The 22,615-nt window shown below is 53.2% G+C and carries 17 protein-coding genes; 14 read left to right on the top strand and 3 right to left on the bottom strand.

Annotated elements, in window-relative coordinates:
• The first annotated feature begins 60 nt into the window (after positions 1-60).
• From ACAW75_RS17910 to ACAW75_RS17935, 6 genes are all read left to right on the top strand, one after another.
• The gene (locus ACAW75_RS17910) at positions 61-2,616 is read left to right on the top strand and encodes a DUF7133 domain-containing protein (protein ID WP_370730216.1); all 2,556 of its coding nucleotides are present in this window, start codon (positions 61-63) and stop codon (positions 2,614-2,616) included.
• A gap of 23 nt (positions 2,617-2,639) precedes the next feature.
• On the top strand, positions 2,640-3,731 hold the full coding sequence (locus ACAW75_RS17915; protein ID WP_370730120.1) for a sugar phosphate isomerase/epimerase family protein: 1,092 nt from the start codon (positions 2,640-2,642) through the stop codon (positions 3,729-3,731).
• Between the two features lie 41 nt (positions 3,732-3,772).
• Positions 3,773-4,558 carry an SDR family NAD(P)-dependent oxidoreductase gene (locus ACAW75_RS17920; protein WP_370730121.1) on the top strand — a complete coding sequence of 262 codons (786 nt, stop codon included), beginning with the start codon at positions 3,773-3,775 and terminating at the stop codon, positions 4,556-4,558.
• 50 nt (positions 4,559-4,608) lie between these two features.
• A complete protein-coding gene (locus ACAW75_RS17925; protein ID WP_370730122.1) occupies positions 4,609-5,949 on the top strand; it encodes an MFS transporter in 1,341 nt (446 codons plus the stop codon).
• 320 nt (positions 5,950-6,269) lie between these two features.
• A complete protein-coding gene (locus ACAW75_RS17930; protein ID WP_370730123.1) occupies positions 6,270-6,767 on the top strand; it encodes a hypothetical protein in 498 nt (165 codons plus the stop codon).
• A 161-nt stretch (positions 6,768-6,928) separates the two neighbouring features.
• Positions 6,929-10,825, top strand: a complete 3,897-nt coding sequence (locus ACAW75_RS17935; RefSeq protein ID WP_370730124.1) for a PAS domain S-box protein — start codon at positions 6,929-6,931, stop codon at positions 10,823-10,825.
• 58 nt (positions 10,826-10,883) lie between these two features.
• On the opposite strand, the gene ACAW75_RS17940 is transcribed toward ACAW75_RS17935, so the two are convergent.
• Positions 10,884-11,390, bottom strand: a complete 507-nt coding sequence (locus ACAW75_RS17940; RefSeq protein ID WP_370730125.1) for a hypothetical protein — start codon at positions 11,388-11,390, stop codon at positions 10,884-10,886.
• Between the two features lie 117 nt (positions 11,391-11,507).
• On the bottom strand, positions 11,508-12,296 hold the full coding sequence (locus tag ACAW75_RS17945; RefSeq protein ID WP_370730126.1) for a YdcF family protein: 789 nt from the start codon (positions 12,294-12,296) through the stop codon (positions 11,508-11,510).
• 72 nt (positions 12,297-12,368) lie between these two features.
• On the opposite strand from ACAW75_RS17945, the gene ACAW75_RS17950 reads away from it, so the two are divergent.
• From ACAW75_RS17950 to ACAW75_RS17975, 6 genes are all read left to right on the top strand, one after another.
• Entirely contained in the window at positions 12,369-13,847 is a 1,479-nt protein-coding gene (locus ACAW75_RS17950) for a DUF4369 domain-containing protein (RefSeq protein ID WP_370730127.1), read from the top strand.
• An 84-nt stretch (positions 13,848-13,931) separates the two neighbouring features.
• Positions 13,932-15,371 (top strand): DUF5106 domain-containing protein, encoded by a 1,440-nt coding sequence (locus tag ACAW75_RS17955; RefSeq protein ID WP_370730128.1) that lies wholly within the window; start codon positions 13,932-13,934, stop codon positions 15,369-15,371.
• Between the two features lie 86 nt (positions 15,372-15,457).
• Positions 15,458-18,013 (top strand): prolyl oligopeptidase family serine peptidase, encoded by a 2,556-nt coding sequence (locus ACAW75_RS17960; protein ID WP_370730129.1) that lies wholly within the window; start codon positions 15,458-15,460, stop codon positions 18,011-18,013.
• Positions 18,014-18,126: 113 nt separating this feature from the next.
• Positions 18,127-18,408 (top strand): hypothetical protein, encoded by a 282-nt coding sequence (locus ACAW75_RS17965; RefSeq protein WP_370730130.1) that lies wholly within the window; start codon positions 18,127-18,129, stop codon positions 18,406-18,408.
• A 134-nt stretch (positions 18,409-18,542) separates the two neighbouring features.
• Complete coding sequence (locus ACAW75_RS17970; protein WP_370730131.1) at positions 18,543-18,791, top strand: MoaD/ThiS family protein; 249 nt, start codon at positions 18,543-18,545, stop codon at positions 18,789-18,791.
• A 106-nt stretch (positions 18,792-18,897) separates the two neighbouring features.
• Entirely contained in the window at positions 18,898-19,308 is a 411-nt protein-coding gene (locus ACAW75_RS17975; RefSeq protein WP_370730132.1) for a molybdenum cofactor biosynthesis protein MoaE, read from the top strand.
• 88 nt (positions 19,309-19,396) lie between these two features.
• Here the strand turns inward: ACAW75_RS17975 and ACAW75_RS17980 are convergent, their stop codons facing one another.
• On the bottom strand, positions 19,397-20,506 hold the full coding sequence (locus tag ACAW75_RS17980; protein WP_370730133.1) for an endonuclease/exonuclease/phosphatase family protein: 1,110 nt from the start codon (positions 20,504-20,506) through the stop codon (positions 19,397-19,399).
• Positions 20,507-20,668: 162 nt separating this feature from the next.
• Here ACAW75_RS17980 and rimP point away from each other — a divergent pair, with 162 nt between their 5' ends.
• Both rimP and nusA read left to right on the top strand, forming a co-directional pair.
• Positions 20,669-21,166, top strand: coding sequence for a ribosome maturation factor RimP (gene rimP / locus ACAW75_RS17985; protein WP_370730134.1), 498 nt, complete (start codon positions 20,669-20,671; stop codon positions 21,164-21,166).
• Between the two features lie 70 nt (positions 21,167-21,236).
• Positions 21,237-22,481 carry a transcription termination factor NusA gene (gene nusA / locus ACAW75_RS17990; protein ID WP_370730135.1) on the top strand — a complete coding sequence of 415 codons (1,245 nt, stop codon included), beginning with the start codon at positions 21,237-21,239 and terminating at the stop codon, positions 22,479-22,481.
• Positions 22,482-22,615 lie beyond the last annotated feature (134 nt).

The raw sequence follows: 22,615 nt of genomic DNA on the forward strand, positions 1-22,615 counted from the left end.
ATAGAGTGTGGAAAATCAGGCTATAAGAAGCCCGACACCGGTATCATTCCGTTCGCTGCCATGGTCAAGCCCGTTTATGTCATCTGCTTTCTCAGCGCTTGCCTTCTGGGCATAGTGGGCTTCACAGACCAGATCGGCTTATCAGCTACTGGCCCAACACCCGTACATACACCCGCCGAGGAACTGGGTACATTCCGGCTCGAACCCGGACTTCAAATTCAACTGGTGGCGGCTGAGCCAATGGTGCAGGATCCGGTCGTGATGACGTTCGACGCCGATGGGCGACTGTGGGTGGTGGAGATGCGGGGATATATGCGTACGATCGATGGCGACGGCGAAAAAGAACCGATCGGGCGTGTATCCGTGCTCGAAGACACCAACGACGACGGGCGCATGGATGTCAGCACTGTCTACCTCGATAGCCTGGTGATGCCTCGTGCGCTGGCGTTGGTACCGGATGGTGCGCTAGTGGCCGAGAATGAAAAACTGTGGCTCACGCAGGACCTGGATGGCGACTTGAAAGCGGATACCAAAACGCTGATTGATGCGGCCTATGCCGGAGGAGCGCTGCCCGAACATTCGGGTAATGGCCTCTGGCGTAGTATGGATAACTGGTACTACAACGCCAAGTCGCGCTTCCGCTACCGGCGGGTGGGTGCCAACTGGCAGCGCGACTCTACTGAGTTCCGCGGGCAATGGGGCATCAGTCATGACGATCAGGGGCGACTTTATTATAACTACAACTGGTCGCAACTCCACGCCGACCTGGTGCCGCCGAATTACTTATCACGCAATAAAAACCATGCCCCCACAACGGGTATCGATCATGGCCTTACCGTGGACCGACGCGTGTACCCGATCCGGGCCACGCCCGCTGTGAATCGGGGCTATATTCCAGGTACGTTGGATAAGGAAGAACGATTGCTGGAATTCACCGCGGCCTGTTCACCGCTGGTGTATCGGGGAAAAGCATTGCCAACGGCCCTTCAGGGCAATGTCTTTGTCTGCGAACCCTCGGGTAACCTGATCAAACGTAACGTCGTTGACGAGCAGGGCGTATTGCTACAAGCGCATGACCCACACCCCGGCACCGAGTTTCTGGCCTCGACCGACGAGCGATTCCGCCCGGTACACCTTACTACGGGGCCGGATGGGGCGCTGTACGTGGCGGATATGTACAAGGGCATTATGCAGCATAAAGCCTACATGACGCCCTATCTGCGCGAGCAAACACTGGCCCGGCAACTGGATGTACCCATCAACCGGGGTCGAATCTGGCGTATTGTACCCGCAGAGTGGACATATACGAAACCGGCTAAACTGGCCAACGCTTCATCTGCCGACCTAGTCGGTTACCTCTCACATGCAGACGGCTGGTATCGGGATATGGCCCAGCGATTGCTTGTTGAGCGAAACGACAGCCGGATTGCTCCAGCCTTGACACAGGTAATTCGGACCGGTACTAATCAACTGGGGCGGTTCCACGCTTTATGGACGCTGGAGGGGTTGGGAGCGCTGCAACCCACCCTATTACTGGCCCTGGCGTCGGATAAGAACCCGTTGGTTAGCAGTACCGCCATTCGTCTGCTTGAGCCATTTGCCGCCAACGATGCCCAGGTACGTTCCTCGATGGCTACTACACTGCTAACGAACTGGGCAACGGCGACTGACAAACAGGTGCTGCAAATGGCCTTATCAGCACAGGCCCTGGATCAGCCAGCGTCTCATCGGTTATTGGCCGGTATTCTGACGAAGCACGCCGACTTGCCGCTCATGCGCGATGCCATTCTGAGTAGTGTAGCAAATCAGGAGTTTACCTTTTTGCAGCGATTGTGGCAATGGCCAACCTGGCGAACGGGCGATCCGCCGAAGCAAATCTTTATGGAGATGCTGACTACTGCGATCATCCACAAGCACGATCAGGCCGAAATGGCTGCCCTGCTGACGCTGCTGAATGTCGATCAGAAAGCCGTTGGCTGGCAACACAAAGCGGTGCTTACGGCTCTGTCTATCCAGGGTAAAATGGGCAACCCAACGTCCGTCAGACTAGCTGCTGCTCCAGCGCTATTGGCCCGGTCATACCTGAGTGCTGCGGAGGTAGCCGCCATTGGTGCCCTCTTCGACTGGCCCGGTCATGCCGGACAAATCAACCTGGCACAAAAGAAAAATCCATTGAATAGCGACGAACAGAAGCTCTTTGCCAGTGGCCGTCAACACTACCTGACTACCTGCGCTGGTTGCCACGGGACAGACGGGGCTGGCCTGAATCGGTTTGCGCCGCCGCTGGCTGGTTCAGACTGGGTAACGGGCGATGAAAAACGGCTGGCGCTCATTGTATTGCATGGCATTGAAGGCCCCATAACCGTTGCTGGAAAAACCTACGATGCCCCGGCTATTCTGCCCGTTATGCCTGCTCATTCAACCATGGACGATGCCGCCATTACGGCTATCCTGACGTATATCCGCAACGAATGGGGGAACGATGCTGGCCCGGTTGGTCGGCGTACCGTTGGCATGACCAGAGTAACGTCGCAGGGGCGGGTAATGCCCTGGAAAGCGGCCGAATTGACCAACTATGTATTGCAAGCGAACGCCAGCGCGACCAGTGAGAAATGAATAACCCCTTTCTGCCTGAACCAATGAACCTCCGCCAACACCCCGCCAGTCTGCCGCTTGACCGACGTGATTTTCTCCATCGGGCCACGCTGGGCGCCCTGGTGCTATCAGTGCCGAAACTGCCCGATCTGGCCAAGTCTGTGCCGATGGGCGTGGTGGTTCATTCGTATGGTTATCGCTGGAATTCGAAAGCAGGAAGCCAGAATTATCCTGGCTTTGGCGATGCCATCGATCTGCTCAACCACTGCCAGGAACTTGGTGCAGGCGGCGTGCAGGTAGTCATGAGCAACTGGACGGGCGCCTTCGCTAAAAAGGTCCGTGACCGGCGCGAAAAACTGGGCCTGTATCTGGAAGGGTCAATTGGCGTACCAAAAACGGTCGACGACGTACCCCGCTTTGACCAGGAGGTAGCCAACGCCAGAGAGGCCGGCGCCACTGTGCTGCGAACGGTTTGTTCGGCTGGTCGGCGGTATGAAACCTACCACTCGGTCGATGCTTTTCAGGCGCTGAAGAAACAGGCGATGACGTCGATCCAGCTGGCCGAGCCGGTGTTGCGGAAACATAAGGTGAAACTGGGGGTGGAAAACCATAAAGACTGGCGTGCCTATGAACTGGCCACTATGCTTAAGCAAACGAGTAGTGAATGGATCGGCGCGACGGTCGACTTTGGCAATAGCATTGCCCTGCTCGAAGACCCCATGACCGTGGTACAAACCCTGGCCCCCTACGCGGTTAGTACCCACATCAAAGACATGGCCGTTGAGGAATACCCGGACGGTTTCCTACTGTCGGAAGTGCCGCTTGGGCAGGGAATACTCGATCTGCCGACCATGATCTCGCTCTGCAAGCTGCACAACCCGGCCGTCACGTTCAGCCTCGAAATGATCACCCGCGACCCGCTGGAGATTCCGTGCCTGAAATCCGATTACTGGCAAACGTTTGGCGATGTGTCGGGCAGTGAACTGGCCCGTACACTGGCGATGGTCAGGCACCACAAACCGGCTTCGGCGCTGCCAAGGGTGGCGAAACTGACCGACGAAGAGCGCCTTGCTCTTGAGGAGAAGAACATCGTTGCGTGCTTAGCCTACAGTAAGAGCCGGTTAGCCATTCGGTAACGGCAACTCATTCACTATTTCTGCCGCTAACCCTCATCAGTATGCACTATTCTCCCTTGCCGGGCATCAATCTATTCAACTTAACTGGCAAATCCGCAATCATTACCGGCGGGTCGAAAGGACTCGGATTAGCCATGGCTGCCGGGCTGGCCTCGGCAGGAGCCAATGTCATGCTGGTGAATCGAAACGCCGGCGAAGGGGCGCAGGCTGCTAATGAACTGAGTCAGCAATACGGAACAACCATCCTCTCGTTTCCGGCCGACATCACCAACCAGCAGCAGACAGAAGCCATGGCGCAGGCCGCCATTGATGCATTTGGGCAAATCGATATCCTGATCAACAGCGCTGGTATCAACATTCGCGGTGCTATCGATGAACTTACCCCCGCTGAATTCAACAAAGTGATGGAGGTGAACGTCAATGGAACGTGGTTGTGCTGCCGGGCGGTAACGCCCTTTATGAAACAGGTGGGCAGTGGTAAAATCATTAACCTGGCCAGCACACTTGGTCTGGTTGGGCTCGCCAATCGGACCCCCTATACCGCCAGCAAAGGGGCCGTAGTGCAGATGACACGGGCGCTGGCGCTGGAGCTGGCTCCGTTCAACGTGAATGTCAACGCAATTTGCCCCGGCCCTTTCCTGACCGAAATGAATGCGTCGATTGCCGACACGGAAGAGGCTAAGAAGTTTGTGGTCGGCGCTACTGCATTGGGCCGCTGGGCGTTGTTGCCCGAAATTCAGGGCGCCGCCATCTTCCTGGCGAGTGATGCGGCCAGCTACATGGTGGGCTCCATTCTTACTGTTGACGGTGGCTGGACAGCCCGGTAGCCAGCCAATTACTGTAGTCCTAATCAAGTTGAACACCACCAGTATGTAGTATGGAACAGGCAGTAGGTAGTACCAAACGAACCGGAATGCGATATGGCATGCTGGCGCTCGTATTCGTCAATGTGGTCATTAACTACCTGGATCGTAGTAATCTGGCTGTGGCGGCTTCCTCGCTGAGTAAAGATTTAGCCCTTTCGCCGGTTCAACTGGGGCTCATCTTCTCTGCCTTTGGCTGGACATACGCCTCGCTGCAAATTCCCGGCGGGCTTATTGCCGACCGCTTTGGCCCGCGTGTCCTGTACGCATTCTGCCTGATCACCTGGTCACTGGCGACCGTGTTTCAGGGGTTTGTCCGTGGCTTTGCGTCCCTTTTTTCATTGCGTCTGGCAACTGGGGCCTTCGAAGCCCCTTCATACCCAATCAATAACCGGGTAGTTACCAGCTGGTTCCCCGATCATGAACGGGCATCGGCCATAGCTATGTATGTGTCGGGGCAATTCATCGGTCTGGCATTTCTGACACCGGTGCTGGTGCTACTTCAGGTGCATGTTGGCTGGAAAGGCCTGTTTATGATCACCGGCATCGTTGGGCTGGTATGGGGCGTTGTCTGGTACCTGCTTTACCGCGACCCGCTCGATCATGCCCAGGTGAACCAGGCTGAACTGGACTATATTGACAAGGGCGGCGGCATCCTGAACCGAAATCAGCCAGGCGCCGGCCTGCCAGGCACGGCTACGGTCTGGCGATGGGCTAATCTGGGGCAGGTATTATCCAGCAAAACGCTTTGGGGAGTGTATATCGGGCAGTTTGCGGTTAATGCCACACTCTGGTTTTTTCTGACCTGGTTCCCAACGTACCTGGTCAAGTACCGCGGCATGGACTTCATCAAGTCGGGCTATCTGGCGTCGGTGCCGTTTTTGGCCGCCTGTGCAGGGCTGCTGTTATCTGGCTTTGTATCAGACCGGCTGGTTCAGAACGGAACATCGGTGAGTGTGGCGCGCAAAACACCAATCATCATGGGCCTGCTGCTGTCGGTCAGCATCATTGGGGCCAACTACACCAATGATACGTACCTGATCATCTTCTTTATGGCACTAGCCTTTTTTGGATCAGGTATGGCCCTGATCTCCTGGGTATTTGTGTCTATTCTGTCGCCCAAACACCTGATTGGGCTAACGGGTGGAGTGTTCAATTTCATGGGAAATCTGGCGTCTATCATTGTGCCTATCGTCATTGGATTTCTTGCCCGCGACGGGGATTTCAAACCAGCGCTGATCTTCATTGGAACACTCGGCCTGCTGGGCGCCTGCTCGTATATTTTCGTGGTCGGAAAAATCGAGCGCGTTGTACTGCCAGCGCACGGCCCTGCGCCGCGACAGCCTGTCGAGTAATAATAACCTAGAGTAGTAGGCTATATGTACTTATTGATAAACTAGAGCTACGACCCCATTTAGGCAACAATATGGTAATATGTACTTATGTGTATTTCTGTTCGTGATAGACCTATTTTTATAAAAAATTAGACAAATAAGATGCTATAGTGCTGATATAGACGTAGATAGTAAGATTAATCCCTTTTTAATTGATTCCCGCCGGGCATTAATTCCGCGCCATGCTTTTTGTCGTACTTTTTACAATCTTTTTAGCCTATAGGAAAAAGGGATTGTAAAACGAATAAGCTTATTCACGCTTGTGCGTGGTGCCCCGACTAATGGAAATCAACGACAAGAACAGGGTAATTCTGATGCACCCTGCGGATCCTGACAAGCAGCCTGACGAATTTTATAATTCCATCAACTATGTGGCTACCCGTTACCGGATTTTTCTCAGCGACGACGGTCAGACACTGGAAGTCTACCTGATACTCAGAAAGCCGTACACAACCGATCTGACACGACTCTACAAAGCCTTGTTTGGCAGGAAACCCACGATCAGACCAATTCCCGATCAGTTTGCCAATTACCCCAATAACCAGCCACCCTATAGTGACACGGATGGGGTGAGCGCTCGTGGCGAAATCACTCGTACCGTTCTGTTGGCCTATGGATTTGAAGAAGACCGGTTCAGACCCGATCGGTGGCAGTATAAGAAGGTCGCTGGCTGGCATTCCCCATTAACCAATGCATTCTACTTTGATCAGTATCCGCAGGAAACCAGCAGCCTGAATGCGTTGGAGTTCATTGTTCGACTCATCGACCGCTCGGACTGATCCCTATACTAACTTAGACGTTCATGTCGCCGGGTAGCCGTCCCCGTAGTAATCTCCGTATGCCATCGGGGCGGGGATGTCCGCTGGCAGAAGCTGGCTGTGACTTTATTAATAAAACACGATAAATTTACCTGGTAATGCAGACTTAAGCCAGGTAACGAATGCCGGATCAAAACAAACAAATACCTGACAGTAAAGTACCTGGTGGCCAAATTGACATTCAGCTCGCCCTAAGCGCCGCTCGGGTGGGCGTCTGGGAGTTGAATCTGGGTGCCAGCGAGATGCGCCTGGACGAACAGTGCCAATCATTATTTGGGTTAACTACGGGTACTTCGTTACCCTATGAACTAGTTCTTCGTTCTATTTATCCTGCTGATGTGCCAGTGGTCGAAGCGGCCATTAGCCAGGCGGCCAGTCAACAGGCAGGTACCGATTTCAATTGCTCTTTTCGCGTTGGCGGCATCGATTCCGAGACCCGCTGGATTCAGTTAGTAGGGCAGGCGTACAGGCATGAACCGGGAATGACCGCTCACCTGACGGGCATCGCACAGGCGATAGCAAGCCCAGCTGAAACGACGAAACAGGCTGTCGGCGACGAACAGCTTCGGATGATGGTTGAGCAGGCCCCCGTAGCCATAGCGTTGTTGAGTGGCCCACAGTTCATGGTCACACTGGTTAATGAACGAATGCTTGCCTATTGGGGGTATAAACGGGAGCAGGTGATCGATAAACCGCTTTTCGACGTGCTGCCCGATGCAGGCGGGCCACCTTTTCATGAACGCTTGACCCGGCTCCTCTCTACTGGCGGACGATTTGTTGCGAACGAAGTAGCTGTGCCGACAACGCGCAACGGGCACCCCGAACGTACCTACTTCGATCTGGTATACGAAGCTGTGCGGGACGCGGACGGAACAATTTCGGGGATTACCACCACCTGTTTTGATGTGACAGATCAGGTAACTGCCCGGCAAAAAGCACAGGTAAGTGAAGCCCGATTTCGTGTACTGATCGAGGAAGCCCCGATTGCTACCTGTCTGTTTGTTGGTCGTGAGTTCATCGTGGAACTGGCCAACAAACCCATGCTTGCTTTCTGGGGCAAAGGTGACAATGCCCTGGGCAAACCCCTGGCCGAGGCAGTGCCCGAACTAATGAACCAGCCTTATCTGGATATACTGGATGATATTTTCACGACAGGAGTTGCCTATCAGGCCACGGCCGCTCCCTGTGATCTGGAAGTAGATGGCCTACTGGCTACCTATTACTTCAATTTTACCTACAAGCCAATCCGGTCTGAAACGGGTGAGGTCTACGCCATCATAAGTATGGCCGTCGACGTGACGGAACAGGTGCTCGCCAGAAATAAACTCCAGGAAAGCGAAACCTATTTCCGGCAGCTTTCTGACAACGTACCCGCTATGATCTGGACGACCCGGGCCGACGGGTACTGCGATTACCTGAACAAGCAATGGTACGATTTTACGGGCCAGGATCGGGATGCTGCTGAAGGTTATGGCTGGCTCGAGGGAACTCACCCCGATGATGAAGCCATGGCGAACCAGTTATTTCAGGAAGCCAACGATGCTCATAAGCCGTTTAATGCCTTTTACCGGTTGCGCAGAAAAGATGGTGCCTACCGGTGGGTCGTTGATTTGGCCCGACCCCGGTTCGATACGAATGGAAACTACGAAGGCATGATTGGCACCGTAGTGGATGTACACGAACAAAAATTAGCTGAAGAAGAACAACGGAAACTGATCACGCTCATCGAAGCCAGTCGGGAATTTATCGGTCTGATTGCGCCCGATACTACGATTCAATACCTGAATCCGGCCACCCTGGAATTAGTAGGCTGGCCGGCCATTGAGCAGAAAACGATCATTGATTGTGTGTATCCCCCCGACCGGGAGCTGGCCGGCCAGCTCTGGCGCGACGTGCTGGAGAACGGCCGGATTTCGCAGGAAATTCGCTTTGTCAACGAGCGCACCGGCGACCCGTTTTGGCTGCAGTGGAATGGCGTGTCCATTAAAACTACGGCTGGCGAGTTGATCGCTGTTGGTACGGTTAGCCCTGATATTAGCGAAAGCAGACAAGTGGCGCAGGCGCTGGAAGCCAGCGAAGAAAAAATACGGTCGTTGATAGCCAATGCGCCGGCGGGCATTGGGTTGTTTGTGGGCCGGGACCTGATCGTTGATATGCCGAATCAGGTCTTTATCGATATCGTAGGAAAAGGGCCAGACATAGTTGGTAAACCCCTTCGGGAGGTGATGCCGGAGCTGGAAAGCCAGGTGTTCTTACAAATTCTCGATGATGTTTATACGTCTGGCAAGATGTATCAGTCGTTCGGTACGCAGGTCGATATCTTGCAGCGGGGCGTCATGACGCATAATTTTTATAACATCACTTATTCCCCGTTGCTGGATGCCCATGGTGATGTGTATGCTATTCTTGATATTGCCATTGACGTGACCCAGCAGATAAGAGCGCAGAAACGACTGGAAGAGAGCGAACTGTTTGCCCGGAGTATCATTGAGCACTCGCCCGTTGCCAAAGCTGTTTTTGTGGGTGAATACATGGTCATCAAAACGGTGAATGAACGCATGCTCGATATGATAGGGCGTACGGCCGACATCATTGGGCAGCCGTTTATGGATGTCATGCCCGAACGGCTGCAAACGCCCTTGATGGAACGCCTTCAAGATGTATTGAGAACGGGCGAAATCTATTATCAGTCGGAAGAACGGCTCGACGTCTATCGATTCGGAAGCCTGCATACTGGCTATTACAACTACATCTATAAACCCCTGACGCATATTACCGGCGAACGATACGGGGTGCTGGTGACGGCTACCGAGGTGACTGAACAGGTAATAGCCCGGCAAAAAATTGAGGAAAGTGAAGCACAATTCAGGCTGCTCCTGGAAGCCATCCCGGCCATTGCCTGGACCAACTCGCCAGCCGGAGAGGTTACTTTCTACAACCAGCGCCTCTACGACTACTCAGGATTAAGCATCGAACGGGTGCATAATGTGGGCTGGCAGGCCATCATCCACCCCGACGATCTTGTTCATTCGCTGGCCCTTTACCAGCAGGCGCTGGCCACCGGGCAAGATTATGTGATTGAAAACAGATACCGGCGGGCCGATGGCGCCTACCGATGGCACCTTAACCGGGCGTTGCCGCTCTACGATGAGACGGGCCAGATCAGCAACTGGGTAGGTACGGCTACTGATATTCATGAACAGAAACAACAGGAAGCAGAGTTGGAGCGACAGGTGGCGGCACGTACCCAGCAGCTTCATGCCTCTGTGCAGGATCTGAAACGCTCCAACGACAACCTGCGGCAGTTCGCTTATATCGCCAGCCATGATTTGCAGGAGCCGCTGCGGAAAATTCAGGCGTTCAGCACATTGCTCAGTAATGACTATGCCGTTCAACTGGGAGCTGGCACTGATTATCTGGCCCGGATGCAGTCGGCAGCGAATCGAATGTCGGCACTCATTAAAGACCTGCTCACCTATTCACGCATCTCAACGCAGCAGGATGCAACCGCCTCTGTGCCGCTCAACCGCATTGTAGCGCACGCTTTAACTGACCTGGAGCTAGTCATCGAGGAGACCGGGGCAACCGTCACCGTTGATCCGTTACCAACCATCCTGGGCGACGAGATGCAGTTAAGTCAACTGTTTCAGAATCTGCTGAGTAACGCCTTGAAATTCCGGCGGGTCGATCAGGCGGGTCGGCCCATAGCACCAGTGGTGCAAATCACGACTCAGCGGGTTGCTGCGGCCGACCTGCCTTCCGCCCTGAAACCCACCCGGGAAGCGGCCGCTTACGATCGGATCGATGTGACAGATAATGGCATCGGGTTCGAGGAAAAGTATGCCGAACGTATTTTTCAGGTCTTCCAGCGACTGCATAGCAAAAATGAATTCGCGGGTACAGGCATCGGCCTGGCTATCTGCGAGAAAGTAGCTGCCAATCACGGGGGCGCTATTATGGCTAAAGGGTACCCGCATGAAGGCTCGACCTTTAGCGTCTATTTCCCTGTAACAGACTAAGCCGGAGCCATTCGACCCCGGCTTAGCGTAAAAGCGTGAACTGACTGTTGGCCGTTGCTTATTGCTTGGTCAACACAACGGTATAGGTCGTTGCCACAGCGTTACCACCCAGATCGTACGGCAACTGTGCCGTGACGGTAGATGAGGTTGTGGTGAAGACCCGCGTAGCCTGAACTGTTTGGCCGTTCGTTACCAACGTTGCCTGAGCGCCGGACTCGGTGTAGGTCGTTGTAGGGCCAAAAAACGCAGCGATAACTTTTTGCGTGTTAGTGGCATTGGTGCAGCTAGCCTGAGTGGCCAAGTTATTGGAGATGGTGCCGTTCGAATTAAACGTGATTACCGCATCTTTCAGGCATGTTTCACCAAGGAGTTGAAGGCCGGTAGCCAGGTCTGTTACACCCATGTAGCCAGGATTGACAGTAAGCCCCGTAATTTTCCAGCTACCTTGAAACGAGGTTAGGTTAGTGGGAGTAGGGTCTGAATTACTGCTTTTACACCCGAAGGTCATGATCAGAACAGCCAGTAGCAGCGTTGCTGCGGTTGTGAAGCGGGAGGTACGTGTCATCGTGGTAGATTGTATAAGTGATTGTTCTGCTAAAAAAACGTCCGAAAATACCGTTCTCGCATGAGGCGGGCTACTTTTCGGACTGATATGTACTGAGTGGTTCGTAACGGCCCTCAGCTAGATATACCCGGCTACCCGGTAGCTAACGTACCCAGCCATTTCTTTTAGCAGGTGCATGGCATCGGTAAAAGCCTGTTCATGTGGAACAATAAGAGTAGACAGCACAAAACTACGTGGTTCCTGAATGTAGGCTGCCGGGAAAGGGGTGGCCTCAATGCCCGCTTTGGTAAAGCACTTCACGGCCCGGCGCAGATGAAAGGCCGATGTGACCAGCACACACCGGTTGGTATGAAACGTATGGCGAAGCACCCGCGCCGAACAAACCGCGTTTTCGTGGGTATTGCGCGAACGGGTCTCCCAGAGCAGATCGCGGGCTGGCACACCCGCCAGATGCAGAAAGCGCATCCCTTCCAGCCCTTCATGCAGCGTCTCGCTATGCATGAAAAACAGATCGGCGCTGCCCCCGCTGATCAGGATTTTTTGTACTCGTCCCGTCTTGTACAGAAAGAGCGCCTGTGCGAGCCGATCGGCCTGAAGCGAGAGTATGGGGCGGGCGGGGGTAACGCGTAGCTGCGAATTGGTTAAGCCGCCCGTCAAGACCACGGCGACTGTCTGGGTAGTATCAGAAAACGCATGCGATAAAGGAGCAGAAGGCGGGCTTATTTCCCACTGACCAGCCAGTTCGTTCACCAGGAAACTGTTGCCTAATAGCCAGAAAAGACCCAGCGACACCACCACTAGCCGCTTCCGGTAGCGAGGGAAAAGCAGCGCTCCGGTGAGGGAAGCCAGTAGCCAGCCAGCCGGGGTGAGGAAATAACCAGCTGTTTTGGACAGAAAGTAGAACATAGTTTCGTTAATGATTCGTTAATAGAGCGTTCTCCCTTATTTCAATGGCCGGTGAACGCTTATTTTTGTGCTATGAAACGTCGTAACTTCTTTGTGTTGATGCTGGGTCTGTTGCCCTTGCTGACAATGGCCCAAACCAAGCCGGAGGGGCACCGTATTGCGGGACGCATTCGGGGTATAAAAGACACCACCGTCGTACTGGCGCATTATCAGTACGACCCCACGCATTACGTGCCGAAAGATACAGCCCGCGTCGATGCTAGCGGGAATTTTGTCTTCCAGGGTAAAAAGGCGCTACCCGAAGGGTTGTATCTGGTCGTATTGCCTAAGGGCCGCTATTTTGATATGATTCTGGCCGAACAGCAGTTTGGTTTTGAGACGGATACGGCTGATTTTATTGGCAGCATGAAAATTACTGGTTCGGTCGAGAACGCGGCTTTTTATGGCTACCAGCAAAAGCTGAAAGGCGCATTCGAGGAGATGCGGCAAGTAGACAAACAGCCTAAAACCGAAGCGTCGGCGCAACGCCTGAAAGAATTGCAGGCACAGGCACGTACCTACCGGGCCGATTTTCTGGCGCAGAACAAATCGTTACTGACTACCAAAATTCTGCTTGCTTCGTCGGAACCCGACGTACCGGCGCCACCCAAAGCCGCCAACGGTCGTCCTGATTCGCTCTGGCAGTTCAACTATTATAAAAATCACTTCTGGGATAACTTCGATCTGAGCGATGAACGGATGCTACGGACACCACTGCTCCAACCCAAAATTGACCGGTATATTAAAGAACTGACCGTTCAGCAGGTGGATTCGCTGACTAAAGAGGCCGATTACCTGGTGGAGAAAGCCAGCCCCAACAAAGACATGAAGGCTTATATGATCTGGTACATCACCAGCCAGTATGAACGCCCCAAAGTGCTGGGTACCGATGGCCTGTTCATTCACATGGTAGAAAAGTACTGGCTCACCCGACAGATGCCCAATATCGATTCGGCTACGCTGAAAACGGTGTCGGAACGGGTAGCGGTGCTGAAACCGTTGCAGGTCGGCAAAACGTTTGTGTTGCCAGCCGTGAGCGATACCCTGTCTCGGCCGTTGAGTTTCAACAGCCTGAACGCGGCCGACTACACCATCATGTTCTTCTATGCTCCGCATTGCGGCCACTGCCGGGAAGCGGCGCCTAAAGTGAAAAAATTCACCGATTCGCCTGCCGGAAAAGGCATAAAAGTGGTCGCAATTGCCATTGAAGACTCAGCCGAAGACTGGAAGAAATTCATCCGCGAGTTTAAGCTCAATGACTGGGCGCACGGCTACGACCTGAAACAGCAGATCGATTTCCGGCGGCAATACGACGTGGCCACCACGCCCACCCTTTACGTGCTGGATCGGAACAAGAAGATTATTGCCCGTGGCCTTCCTGCCGAACAGGTCGAGGATTTCTTGAACTTCACCCGCAAGCAGGCTGCCCAGGCTACTCCCGCCAAAACGACGGTACCAAAACCGGGCGCTGTTAAAGCGGCTGCCCCAAAAGCGAAGACTACCAGCCGGTAAGCGCGAGACTGGCCCGTTTTTTGTCGGTGTTGGTTTCAGGTACGTTGTTAAGGCAACGTACCTGAAACCAACACCCATACAGCCATGAATCGTTTTTTACTGTTCGCCCTGTTGGCGTTCATTTGCCGTTCTGTTACCTACGCGCAGCCCAAAGGTGGTTACCATATTGCCGGGCAGATACGCGGCCTTCGCGATACAACCATCACGCTGGCCCACTATTTCGGTTACAACCAGTATATCACGAAAGACACCGCCCGCATCGATAGCAGTGGCCGGTTCGTCTTCGAAGGCGCCAAAGACCTTCCCGGTGGCCTGTACATCGTGATTCCACCCCTGAAGAAGCAGCGCTATATCGAACTGGTGCTGGGTACGTCGCCTCACTTCTCCTTTGAGACAGATACGGTCAACGCTACGGCTAACATGCGCATAAAAGATTCGCCGGATAACGAAGCGTTCTATGCCTACCAGAAGCAGACCCAGAAACTGGCCGATGAAAATAAAGCCATCGAGATTCAGGCGCAGTTTCGGACGGATCAGGTATCACAATTAAACCTGCGCCGCCAGCTGACCGAGCTACAGAGCCAGTACCGGCAGGTGCAGAAACAGTTCACCACCACGGGCGATACGTTGCTGGTCACCAAGCTGTTACGCGCCTCGAAAGATCCTGATATCCCTGCCGCTCCCCGGCTAAGGAATGGTAAAATAGACTCTACTTTTCAATACCGGTACTACAAAAATCACTACTGGGATTCGTTCGATTTCGCCGATGACCGACTGGTACGCACGCCCATTTTTCAGCGAAAAATTGACCGTTATATGCAGGAAATGACTGCCCCAGTGGTCGATTCGCTCATTAAAAGCGCTGACCTGATAGTAGCGAAGGCGAGAGCCAGTAAAGAAATGCTGTCGTATGCCATCTGGTACATCACCAGCCAATATGAGCGCCCCCGCGTGATGGGTACCGATGGGCTGTTTGTACACATGGCCGAGACCTATTATCTCTCCGGGGCTATGCCGGCAGCTGATCCCGCAACGGTCGATAATATCCGTAAACGCGTTGATATTCTAAAGCCATTGCTGGTGGGTAAACCCTTTCCGGCAATGACCGTCAGCGACACGTTGCGCCAACCGATTGATCTGAAAACAGGGCATGGAGACTATACCGTCCTGTTTTTCTATGACCCTACCTGCGCGCACTGCCGGGAGTCGATGCCAGCTCTGAAAGCATTTGCCACAGACAGCGTAAAGAGCAGAGGGGTACAGTTCTTCGCTATCGCCGTGGATAACAGCCCCGATGCCTGGCAGAAATTTATTCGTGAATTTGCTATGCAGGGTTGGGTGAACGGCTACGATTTCACGTTCCGAACCGACTACCGTAAGCAATACGACGTGCTGAAAACGCCGACGATATATGTGCTCGACAAAAACAAAAACATTCTGGCCCGCGCATTACCTGCCGAACAGGTGGGTGATTTCATTGACTTTCAGCGCCGCCAAACTCAGCAGCTAGCTACGCGGAAATAGCTTTTGGGGGCTTAGATGAGCGAAAAATAAGCTTTTTGACAACCGACCGCCGTATCGGACCGCTGCCAAAAAGCTTATTTTGCAGCATGAAACACATCTTCGTCAGCTTGCTTCTTCTGGGTGGTGCCTTAGCGGCATTGGCCCAATCTGTGCCTGCCAAATCAGCCCTTACCATCGAGACCATCATGCAGGAACCCCGGCAATGGGTCGGCACATCGCCATCGGGTGTGTTCTGGAGTGATGATTCCCGGACGGTCTATTTTAATTGGAATGACCCGAATCGGCCAGATAAAGCATTGGGTGATTCGCTGTATAAAATCACTTTATCAGCCGATGGCAGGTACGTTCCATCGACGAAGCCGGTCAAAGTATCAGTTGGCGAGCGGCGGATGCTTCCCCCCGCCGATGCGGAGTTCAACCGGGCCCGTACACTGCGTCTCTACGCTAAATATGGCGACCTTTATTTGTTCGATCGCCAGACCGGCCGGGTACGTACCCTGACCAATACCGTCGATCGGGAAAGTAATCCTGTTTTTTCGGGCGACGAAAAAGCCGTGCTTTTCACGCGCGCCAGCAACCTCTATCGGCTCGATCTGGCCAGTGGCCTAACTGAACAGCTGACTAATTTTGATCCTGGCGCCAAACGCCCAACACCCAGCAGCAACAGCCAGGAGTCGTGGTTGAAACGCGATCAATTGTCTCTTTTTGAGGTACTTCGTGACCGAAAAGCCAAACGCGACGAGGCTGAACGCGACACCAAAGCCGAGCAACCCCGCCGACCCAAAACGATCTACACCGACGGAAAAACGGTGATGAATGCCAGCCTGAGTCCTGATGGGCGGGTGGTTACTTTCACCCTGATGAAGGCGGCCACCGGAGCCAAGTCAACGATCGTTCCCAGCTTCGTCACCGAGTCTGGTTTTACCGAAGATCTACCAGCCCGAACGAAAGTGGGTGCGCCGCTGTCGGCTGTTGAGTTCATGGTCTATGACGTGGCTCGCGATACCGCCCTGGCGGTTAGTCTGGCTACACTGCCCGGTATCACAGACAAGCCGGATTACCTGATGCCCACCGCCGTGACGAGCGGTTCGGCCACGGTGGCGGGACGAACAACGGTGACCAATGCGGAGAAAACGGCACCCGATACCACGCGAAAACTAGCTGCCGACCTGAAAAAAGCAGCCAATCGGCCAGTTTACGTAAGCGCGCCTGTCTGGGCTGAAGGGCCTGGTGCCCGGTATGCGGTGGTAGCCGTCCGGGCCGTTGATAACAAAGATCGCTGGCTACTGCTGCTTGACACCGAAAAGCCCACGGCTCTGAAACTCCTGGACCGGCAGCGCGACGAGGCCTGGGTGGGTGGACCGGGTATCGGCGGTGGTTTCTCGGCAGGTACGTTGGGCTGGCTCGACGACCAGACGATCTACTATCAATCAGAAGCTGACGGCTACTCGCATCTGTATACCATGAACGTAGTGACCGGACAACGTACCCAGCTGACGAAAGGGCGTTTTGAAGTACAGCAGGTTGTGTTGTCGGCCGATAAAAAAACGTTTTACCTAACCACCAACGAACCACATCCCGGTGAACAGCAGCTATACCGGATGGCTGTTACGGGGGGGCAACGTACCCAGCTTACCAGCATGACTGGCGCCAATGACGCAACAATCTCGCCCGATGAATCGCAGATCGTGGTACGCTATTCAGCCAGCAACAAACCCTGGGAGCTGTTTTTGATGCCGAACCCTACGATAGCTGGTAGCATAGGAAAGGTGAAAGCGGCCAAAAAAACACAGCCAGGCAACGTACCTGGCACGCCGGTTCAACTTACTACCAGCACCACCGATGGGTTTCGGGCGTATCCCTGGCGTACTGGCGAGGTGGTGACGATTCCGGCTCGTGATGGGCAACCAATCTACGCGCGTATTTACAAGCCGGCCGCCAATGCACCTACCCCGGCTACTGGCAAAGCCGTTGTGTTTGTGCATGGCGCGGGCTATTTGCAGAATGCCCACAAATGGTGGAGCCAGTATTTTCGCGAATACATGTTCCATAACCTGCTGGTCGATAAAGGGTATACGGTGCTGGACATTGATTACCGGGGCTCGGCAGGCTACGGCCGCGACTGGCGGACGGGTATCTATCGCTTCATGGGCGGAAAAGACCTCACCGACCACGTAGACGCTGCCGACTGGCTGGTAAAAAATCACGGCGTCGATGCCAGGCGGATCGGGGTGTATGGCGGGTCGTATGGCGGCTTCATTACGTTGATGGCCATGTTCACCACGCCCGACGTATTCAAAGCGGGGGCGGCGCTGCGTCCCGTAACCGACTGGGCAGCCTACAACCATGGTTATACCAGCAACATCCTGAATGAGCCTTATTCCGATACGCTGGCCTATCGGCGGTCATCACCAATTTACCACGCCGCAGGCTTGAAAGGCCATTTGCTCATTTGTCACGGCATGGTCGATGTAAACGTGCATTTTCAGGATGCCGTGCGCCTGACCCAGCGGCTGATCGAGCTAAAGAAAGAGAATTGGGAACTGGCACCTTACCCTGTGGAAGATCACGGTTTTGTGGAGCCAACCAGTTGGATGGATGAGTACAAACGCATTCTGAAACTGTTTGACGAGCGGTTGTAAGATTGCCCGAAGACGAATTTTAACGGCATTCTAACTACTAGCTAGAAACCATAGGCGCAGTAGGTCGTTTTTTGACGAGTTGGTTACACACATTCACCAACCACACAACGTATATGAAAAAGACCCTCATACTGGCTGCCCTGCTAGCCACCACGCTGCCCTTCGCGCAGGCGCAGGATGTTAAAGAAAACGCAAAAGCTACGGGCCGTCAGGCCAAGCGGACCATGAATGCCGCAGGTGACAAAATAGATCGCGAAGCCAGCCAGGCCAAGCAGGATATAAAAGCGGATGCTCAGGACGCGAAGGTTAAAACGAAGCGGGCTACCAACAAGGCGCTGGATAAGACCGATAAGAGCCTGAAAAAAGCCGAACGGAAGTTAGACAACAACCGGTAAGCTTATAATCTCAGTCAAAAAAGGTCGTTGCCTGCCGGGTAATGACCTTTTTTTGTTAGTTGGCCAGCCTATTGGCACTCAACAGGAAGCGTTTACTGTTGATAAACAAAGAATCCTCACTTTTCTTTGTTCTCATGACTCAACCCCTCACCGTCTTGCTCTTTGGTATCACTCGCGACTTAGTTGGCCAGAACCGCTTGTCGGTGCCACTGGCCAAAGGCAGCCGGGTAGCCGACTTACTGGCGTTGCTCAACGCCGATTATCCCGCTCTCACGGGGGTTAAATCAATACTGGTTGCTGTTAACAGTGAGTATGCTGACCCGGATACTGTGCTGAATCCTTCCGACGAGATTGCACTGATTCCGCCTGTCAGTGGCGGGTAGATGCGCAGATGCACGAGCCGCCTGCTGCCTGCTTTACCCAGGCGGGGCTGTTATACGAAGCGGCTAAACTATACCCTCTTGTTACTTGTAAAAACAGCTTGTTGTCATGATTGCCCTTACTGCAGATCCAATCGATTTTAGTTCAGCATATCACTATCTGCAAACCGACGAAGCCGGCGCCATTGACTTTTTTTTCGGTGTTGTGCGTAACAATACCCAGCAACGGTCAGTCAATCAGCTCGATTACGAAGCATACGGGCCTATGGCGATCCGCGAAATGCAAAAAATTGCTGATCAGGCCTGTGAACGCTGGCCCGTACTGAAGTACGTGGTTATTCACCGGACCGGGGTTCTCCGTATTGGCGAAATGGCCGTATTGATCGGCGTAGCAACACCCCACCGCGATGCTGCTTTTGAGGCCACGCGCTACATCATCGATACCATCAAGCAGACCGTGCCTATCTGGAAGAAAGAACTGTTTTCGGATGGCGAAGTGTGGGTGAACGCCACGCCATAACTAAGTTTTCTGTTTACTGTCTTCTGTTGCTCCGCATAGCTATCAATCTGTATGTAAGCGAAGCAACAGAAGACAGTAAACAGAAAACTTAGTTCAGCACGTACCGGCCTTCGATCGGAAAATGGTCTGAATGCGGCTGGTCTCGGTAGGTGACAAAATCGAGAACCCGGAAGCGAGGGTCATAAAATTGATTATCGATCCGAATCGTCTTGGGCGCACGGTTCAGTGTGAAACCAAAGCCATGCCCGGCATCTTCAAACGCGTTGGGCAGCACACGGCGGAGCCGTTCGTAAACAACACTGTAGGGGGTATCATTAAAATCACCCGTCACAATCACCGGATAAGCGCTTTGTTTGATGCACGCTTCTACAGAGCGCACCTCACCTTGACGCGATTTAAAGCCAAATTTAAGGGCTTCTAACACGGTTCTTGTCTCGGCTTTAACGCCCGACAGCTCATCTTCCTGAAAAACTTTGCGTACCCGGATGCCCATCGACTGCAAGTGGACGTTGATGATACGGATGGTGTCATTACCCATCTTGATGTCGGTCCAGACCATGCCATTGAAGGAACTGAATACCTGTTCGCCGTGGTCGATGATCGGGTAGCGCGAGAAAGTAGCCACGCCGATGTAACGCTTGTCTTTCGGGTTGAGCAAGGTATGGTAGCGATAGCCAGCCTTTTCCAGGCGTTCCACCATCTGGAAAGCGGGTATCTGGTCGCCTTCGTAAAACTCCTGCAGGCATTTAATGGGAGCCGGGTGCTGCAGAATCCAGGCCGTCATTAATCGGGTGCTGCGCGGTTCCCGATGAAGCGAATCGTCAAAGTACTTATCAAGGCCAAATAGTGAGACGTTGAAGCTCAACAAGGAAAAAGCAGGTCGCCCTGCAGGAAGAGTCTCCGCTGAATGAACAGAAAAAGTGCGTGGGTAGAGCCAGTAGCCAAGCAGCAGCCCCAATACGGATAAGGTACTTCGCCAGGGCCTGGTGAAAAGCCAGAACGTACCCAGCAGCAGCAACAGTAACCAGGCAATCGGTAAGGTGATCATCAGCATACTGGCCAGCCAATGTTCCACTGGGAGCCAGCCTACCAGGTAATAGATCAGCAGGGTGTAAAAAAACACACCGATATGCAGCGACCAAATCAGTGACCGGCCAATGAACGCTAAAAATTGACCGATACGTGTTCCTAATGACATGTAGTGATACTTGATGACGCCGTAAAAGTACAACACGCACCATGCCGGTCCAGTTGTTCCTGGTTGCTTTTCGCTGAATAAAGCCTTATATTTGCGCCACTTAGCGACATCAGACAGGATCAGCAAAGGGAGTTCGGCTCCCTTTTTTCTTTGGGTAACGCCGTGAATGACACCACACGTATAGAGGCTCTTTTACAACCACATCTGAATGATGGCGAATATTATGTCGTTGATATTCAGGTAGCGGGAAAAGGAGGGGGCACATTGAAAGTAACCGTTCTGATTGATTCCGATGAAGGAATGACCATTGATGCCTGCGCCAGAATCAGTAGGGCGCTTGGTAACCAGATGGATGAAATGGACTTCTTTGGTGATGCACCGTTCAATCTGGAAGTCTCATCGCCGGGCGTCGATTTCCCGCTTACGCAACAGCGGCAGTTTGCTAAAAATGTGGGGCGGTTGTTGAAAGTACAACTGGCTGGTGGACCCGGACTAATTGGGAAACTGGAAGCCGTTGATGCGCAGGGTATTGTGCTGGACGTGCCACCGGCGAAAATTAGCAAAACGAAACGCAAAACATTGACTGAATTACCCCCGGAAGGAATACAGACAATACCTTATGAATCTATTCAGAAAGCAACTGTTGAGATTCAATTTTAAGAAATGACCAACTACATGAGTGGCGAATTTTGCCGCGCAGACTCACCACTCAGCCAACCCGATACGCCAAATGAATAGCGGACAGTTAATCGAATCCTTTGCTGAATTTGCCCGGTCGAAAAATATCGACCGCCCCACCATGATCGCCATTCTGGAAGAGGTCTTCCGGACAATGATTCGTAAAAAGTATGAAACCGATGCCAACTTCGACGTAATTATTAACGCCGAAAGCGGTGATCTGGAGATGTGGCGGACCCGCGAAATTGTTGATGATAACTCAGAGGATATCTGGGATTACGATAAAATCCCCCTTGCTGAAGCCCGTCGCATTCAGGACGACTTTGAAGTGGGCGAACAAGTGGCCGAAGAGGTCAAGTTAGAAGATTTTGGGCGTCGGGTCGTGCAGACAGCCCGGCAGACGCTCATTCAGCGTGTAAAAGATTTAGAAAAAGAACTGCTGTACCAGAAATACAAAGACCAGGTTGGCGACCTGATTTCGGCTGAAGTGTACCAACTTCTGAAAGGCGAAATTATTCTGGTAGATGGAGAAAACAACGAGTTGAGTCTGCCCCGAAGTGAGCAGATTCCAAGAGATCGCTACCGCAAAGGCGATGCCGTAAAAGCCGTCATTCACCGGGTCGACATGAACAATGGTACGCCCAAGATCATTCTGTCGCGTACGTCTCCAGTTTTCCTGGAGCGTTTATTCGAAACAGAAATCCCGGAGATTTACGATGGTGTTATTTCAATCCGCCGGATTGTACGCGAACCAGGCGAACGGGCTAAAGTAGCCGTTGAGTCCTATGACGACCGTATCGACCCGGTGGGGGCCTGTGTGGGCATGAAAGGGGTGCGAATTCACAGTATTGTGCGCGAACTGGGCAACGAGAATATCGACGTGATCAATTACACGGAGAATCTCGAACTGTTCATCAGCCGCGCCCTCAGTCCCGCCAAAGTCAGCTCGATGAACATCGACAAAGATGCTGGCCGGGTGGCTGTATACCTAAAGCCCGATCAGGTGTCGCTGGCCATTGGTAAAGGCGGTCAGAACATTAAGCTGGCAGGCCGGTTAGTCAATCTGGAACTGGACGTGTACCGTGAAACCGACGGACAGGAAGACGACGAAGACGTTGACCTGATGGAATTCAAAGACGAAATCGACGAGTGGATCGTTGAGGAGTTCCGCCGTGTGGGACTCGACACCGCCAAGAGCGTACTAGCCCTAAGTCGGGAAGAACTAGTTCGTCGCACTGATCTGGAAGAAGATACCGTTGAGGAAATCCTGAATATCCTGCGGCAGGAATTTGAGTAAAGGTAGTTAAATAGTCTTCTGCCTTCCGTCTGCTGTTGCTTCGCTAAATCATACTACTTGCCTTAACGAAGCAACAGCAGACGGAATACAGAGAACTGTTCAACTGCCCACTGGGATTTATAATCCATTAACCG

Origin of the sequence: Fibrella arboris (genome assembly GCF_041321095.1) — a bacterium.
Lineage (GTDB): Bacteria > Bacteroidota > Bacteroidia > Cytophagales > Spirosomataceae > Fibrella > Fibrella arboris.

Excerpts from the sequence above, each read along its gene's own strand:
- ACAW75_RS17910 (WP_370730216.1), top strand. The coding sequence starts at position 61 with ATGGTCAAGCCCGTTTATGTCATCTGCTTTCTCAGCGCTTGCCTTCTG.
- ACAW75_RS17915 (WP_370730120.1), top strand. The coding sequence starts at position 2,640 with ATGAACCTCCGCCAACACCCCGCCAGTCTGCCGCTTGACCGACGTGAT.
- ACAW75_RS17920 (WP_370730121.1), top strand. The coding sequence starts at position 3,773 with ATGCACTATTCTCCCTTGCCGGGCATCAATCTATTCAACTTAACTGGC.
- ACAW75_RS17925 (WP_370730122.1), top strand. The coding sequence starts at position 4,609 with ATGGAACAGGCAGTAGGTAGTACCAAACGAACCGGAATGCGATATGGC.
- ACAW75_RS17930 (WP_370730123.1), top strand. The coding sequence starts at position 6,270 with ATGGAAATCAACGACAAGAACAGGGTAATTCTGATGCACCCTGCGGAT.
- ACAW75_RS17935 (WP_370730124.1), top strand. The coding sequence starts at position 6,929 with ATGCCGGATCAAAACAAACAAATACCTGACAGTAAAGTACCTGGTGGC.
- ACAW75_RS17940 (WP_370730125.1), bottom strand. The coding sequence starts at position 11,390 with ATGACACGTACCTCCCGCTTCACAACCGCAGCAACGCTGCTACTGGCT.
- ACAW75_RS17945 (WP_370730126.1), bottom strand. The coding sequence starts at position 12,296 with ATGTTCTACTTTCTGTCCAAAACAGCTGGTTATTTCCTCACCCCGGCT.
- ACAW75_RS17950 (WP_370730127.1), top strand. The coding sequence starts at position 12,369 with ATGAAACGTCGTAACTTCTTTGTGTTGATGCTGGGTCTGTTGCCCTTG.
- ACAW75_RS17955 (WP_370730128.1), top strand. The coding sequence starts at position 13,932 with ATGAATCGTTTTTTACTGTTCGCCCTGTTGGCGTTCATTTGCCGTTCT.
- ACAW75_RS17960 (WP_370730129.1), top strand. The coding sequence starts at position 15,458 with ATGAAACACATCTTCGTCAGCTTGCTTCTTCTGGGTGGTGCCTTAGCG.
- ACAW75_RS17965 (WP_370730130.1), top strand. The coding sequence starts at position 18,127 with ATGAAAAAGACCCTCATACTGGCTGCCCTGCTAGCCACCACGCTGCCC.
- ACAW75_RS17970 (WP_370730131.1), top strand. The coding sequence starts at position 18,543 with ATGACTCAACCCCTCACCGTCTTGCTCTTTGGTATCACTCGCGACTTA.
- ACAW75_RS17975 (WP_370730132.1), top strand. The coding sequence starts at position 18,898 with ATGATTGCCCTTACTGCAGATCCAATCGATTTTAGTTCAGCATATCAC.
- ACAW75_RS17980 (WP_370730133.1), bottom strand. The coding sequence starts at position 20,506 with ATGTCATTAGGAACACGTATCGGTCAATTTTTAGCGTTCATTGGCCGG.
- nusA (WP_370730135.1), top strand. The coding sequence starts at position 21,237 with ATGAATAGCGGACAGTTAATCGAATCCTTTGCTGAATTTGCCCGGTCG.